We start from the raw sequence: 3,899 nt of genomic DNA on the forward strand, positions 1-3,899 counted from the left end.
GATGCACCAGGCCTCAATTACCGCCACTATAACATCGGCTCCGGCTCCAGCCAGACCATCGGCGAGATCATCGGCTGGGCAAGGGAGCGCGTGCCGGGACTGAAGGCCGAGGTGACGCCGGGCGAAGACACCAATATCGTCCAGGATGTGACGCTGAAAGGCGGGATGTGGGGCGCCTATGACATCGCCCGCATCATGCGCGACACGGAATGGCGGCCGCGCCCCGGCAAGGAAGCCTTTCACGCCTACATGGATTGGATTGCTGCCAACGAGAATTGAGCCAACGAGATCAGAGGAGACCAGCCGATGCCGACCGATCCGCAGCAAGCGCAGCAGCCGCGCGACTTTGTCGGCTACGGCCCTCACCCGCCCTTCGTCACCTGGCCGGGCGGCGCCAAGCTCGCCGTCAACCTCGTGCTCAACTACGAGGAAGGGTCGGAGTACAACTGGCTGGAAGACGGCCGCAACGACAATTGGGGCGAATACAATCTCACCGGCAGCATGCCGGTGCGCGACCTCGGCACCGAGACGCATTACGAATATGGCAGCCGTGCCGGCGTCTGGCGCCTGGCCAGGCTCTTCGACCGCTACGACATTCCGGTCACCTTTTCCGCCTGCGCCGTGGCGCTAGAGCGCAATCCGCCTCTGGTCGAGTGGATGAAAGCGCGAAGGCACGACCTGATGGGGCATGGCCTGCGCTGGATCGACTACACGGTGATGGAGCGAGATGAGGAAGAACGCCATCTGCACGAGGCGATTGCTCTCTACGAAAGGCTGCTTGGGAAGCGCCCATTGGGTTGGAACTGCCGCTCGCTGCCCAGCGTCAACACCCGCGACCTGCTGGTCGAGGAAGGCGGCTTCCTCTACCACTCCGATCCCTGCAATGACGACCTGCCCTATTTCCTTGACCACCGGGACACGGAAATCCTGGTCGTCCCTTACTCAAAGGCGCTCAACGACAGCCGCTACCTTGTGGCGCCCGGCTACAGCAATCCGCGCGACTTCGCCGAGGATTGCCGCTCGGCCATCGACTATATGCTCTCCGAAGCCGACGACACCGGCGGCCGCATGCTGACCATCGGCATCCACGCCCGGTGGACGGGCCAGCCGAACCGCGCCTCGGGCCTGCGCGAGGTCATCGAGCATGTCAAGCAAAGCGACGGCGCCGCCTTCATGCGCCGCGAGGATATTGCGCGCTTCTGGCATGCCAATCATGCTCGCTTCGAGCAGCGCGGCTGAGGGAGCGCAACGACTTGTTCGAGACGCTGATCCGCAGCGCAATGGCGGTCAACGCCGAGGGATTGAGCCGCTGCGATGTCGGTATCGCCGCGGGCAAGGTCGTAGCGCTGATTGCACCCGGGGAAGCCGCTGAAGCCAGAACCGTCATCGACGCTTCCGGCTGTTTCCTGTTGCCCGGTCTCGTGGATGCGCACGCGCATTTGCGCGAGCCTGGGCTGACGCATAAGGAGGACTTTTCCTCGGGCACCCATGCGGCGGCGCTCGGTGGCGTGACCACCGTGCTCGACATGCCGACCGACGAGCCTTGGACGGCCACGGCCGAGCAACTCGCCGACAAAATGGCGATCGCAGAAGGCCGCATCCATGCCGATGTCGGCCTGCAGGCCGTGGTCAGCCGCGATCTGTTGCTCATCCCTCGCCTCCTCGACCACGCGCCGGTCTCGTTCGAGCTCTTTACCGCCGACGTGCCGGACGGATTCCTGTTTGCAACGCTCGACAGCGTCGCCCAGGCGCTGAAAGCGTTCGCCGGCGCCGATACGCTGGTCGGCATCTCGCCCGGCGACCAGTCGATCCTGGCCGGCAGCTCCGCGCGCGACCGCTCGCGCAGCATCGCCGCCTTCCTGGACAGCCGGCCGCCGCTCGCGGAGGCCAACGGCATCGCTCGCGCCCTTGTCGCCGCAGCATCGGCTGAGGCGAAGGTCCATGTCCGGCAGATCAACTCCGAACTCGGCGTCGAGACCTGGAGCCGGCTGCGCGGCATGGCCGACGCAAGCGTCGAGACCACGCCACAGAATCTGTTCTTCACGGCGCAGGATTACGAGGTGCAAGGCCCCAATCTGAAGGCTTCACCACCCTTGCGCTCGCCGCACGATGTCGATGCGCTGCGCGCCGCGCTGGGTGCCGGGCTGATCGACGTCGTCGCCACCGATCATGCCCCGCACGCTCCTGCCGAGAAGGCGGCGCCCTATGCGGCTTTCGCTGACATCCCGGGCGGCATGCCGGGACTGCAGACGCTGCTTCCCACCATGCTGAGGCTGGTGGACGAAGGGCTTATCGCCTTGCCCGACCTGGTGCGCATGTGCGCCCGCAACCCGGCCGAGCGCTTCGGCCTCGGCCGGCGCAAGGGACGCATTGCCGCCGGATACGACGCCGATCTGCTCATCCTCGATCCGCGCCGATCCAGCACCGTCGCCAATGGCGATCAGGTGTCGCGGGCGGGCTACACGCCTTTCGACGGCTGGACCGTCAAAGCGCGACTGATCAACGTCTTCCTGCGCGGCCGCGAGATCGTGCGCGACGGGCGGCTGGTCGGTCCGGCGCAAGGCAAGATCGTCACGAGGGAGAGCTGAACACCATGGCCCTGCTTGCCAACAAAACGGCCATCGTTACCGGGGCGAGTTCCGGCATCGGCCGCGCTATCGCGCTCAAATTCGCCGCCGAGGGCGCCAACGTCGTAATTGCCGATACGGTGGAGCAGCCGATCGAGGGCGGAGAGAGCACAGTCGAGTTGATCCGCTCCGCCGGCGGCAATGCCGTCTACATGAAGACCGACATCTCGGACTGGAATGCCGTCGACGCGCTTGTCGGCGCAACCGTCGATCGCTTCGGTCGGCTCGACGTGATGGTCAACAATGCCGCGATCTACACCAGCACCAACCTGGTCGAGACCACGCCGGAACAATGGAACCGCGTCATCGGCGTCAATCTGACGGGTTCTTTCTACTGCAACAAACGCGCCGTCACGCAGATGCTCACCCAGGCGCCGGTCAACGAGGTGCGCGGCCGCATCATCAACATCTCCTCGCAGCACGGCATGGTCGCCTGTCCCGGCGACCTTGCCTATTCGGTAAGCAAGGGCGGCATCGTGCAGATGACGCGGCAGATCGCCGTCGACCATGCCGACGACCTGATCGTCTGCAACGCCATCGCGCCGGGCAAGATCATCACCGGCAAGCCGGGCGTCGCCAACGACCCCGATGCGCTCGACTATTCGCGCCGCCGTACGCCCTGGCCACGGCTCGGGCATCCGCACGACGTGGCGGGCGCGGCGCTATTTCTCGCCAGCGACATGGCGAGCTACGTCACCGGCATCAACCTGATGGTGGACGGCGGCTGGATGGCGGGCTGACAAGCGGGCCCCGGCGCGAAATCCCTTGACAGGAACCTTTGCGGAAAACGCTCGTTGACCCTGCTGCGAGGGGGTCAACGATATCTGGGACCCGTTGCCTTGGACGCCAAAACTGAAAGAAAAGAGCGCGAACCCGCTCCCGCCGAGAAAACGCGGGCTCGGCCCCGGGCCGAGCGACGCCCGCCGGACGACGAAAAACGCGTGGAAAACAAGCGCGCGGACGATACGCGCACACAAGACGCGCAGGGGAATGACAGTCCGTCCGACAGCAACAAGCTCGGCCCCATCAGACGCCATCCCTACATAGCGGCGATCATCGCCATCCTCATCCTGCTGGTGATCGCGGCGGTGGTCATCTGGTGGCTCAACGCGCGCCACTATGAATGGACCGACGACGCCTTCATCGACGCCCGCACGGTGACGGTCGGCGCGGAAATTGCCGGGCGCATCACCGATGTCGCCGTCACCGACAACCAGCCGGTCGAGGCCGGCGCGGTGCTTCTGCGCATCGACGACAGCGACTATCAGGCCT

The 3,899-nt window shown here is 65.4% G+C and carries 4 protein-coding genes and 1 pseudogene; all 5 read left to right on the plus strand.

Annotation, left to right across the window (positions count from 1 at the left end; translation table 11 throughout):
- Positions 1-279 (plus strand): annotated as a pseudogene (locus EOA24_RS29930) (NAD(P)-dependent oxidoreductase); the annotation flags it as partial.
- Between the two features lie 27 nt (positions 280-306).
- Complete coding sequence (locus EOA24_RS29935) at positions 307-1,239, plus strand: allantoinase PuuE (RefSeq protein WP_126082252.1); 933 nt, start codon at positions 307-309, stop codon at positions 1,237-1,239.
- Between the two features lie 14 nt (positions 1,240-1,253).
- Positions 1,254-2,588, plus strand: a complete 1,335-nt coding sequence (locus EOA24_RS29940) for a dihydroorotase family protein (RefSeq protein WP_126082251.1) — start codon at positions 1,254-1,256, stop codon at positions 2,586-2,588.
- 5 nt (positions 2,589-2,593) lie between these two features.
- Positions 2,594-3,367: a glucose 1-dehydrogenase gene (locus EOA24_RS29945; RefSeq protein WP_126082250.1), complete on the plus strand. Its 774-nt coding sequence runs from the start codon at positions 2,594-2,596 to the stop codon at positions 3,365-3,367.
- A 201-nt stretch (positions 3,368-3,568) separates the two neighbouring features.
- On the plus strand, positions 3,569-3,899 hold a 331-nt coding region (locus EOA24_RS29950), incomplete at its 3' end, for a biotin/lipoyl-binding protein (RefSeq protein WP_127410376.1).

This window comes from Mesorhizobium sp. M2A.F.Ca.ET.039.01.1.1, assembly GCF_003998035.1.
Classification (GTDB): domain Bacteria; phylum Pseudomonadota; class Alphaproteobacteria; order Rhizobiales; family Rhizobiaceae; genus Mesorhizobium.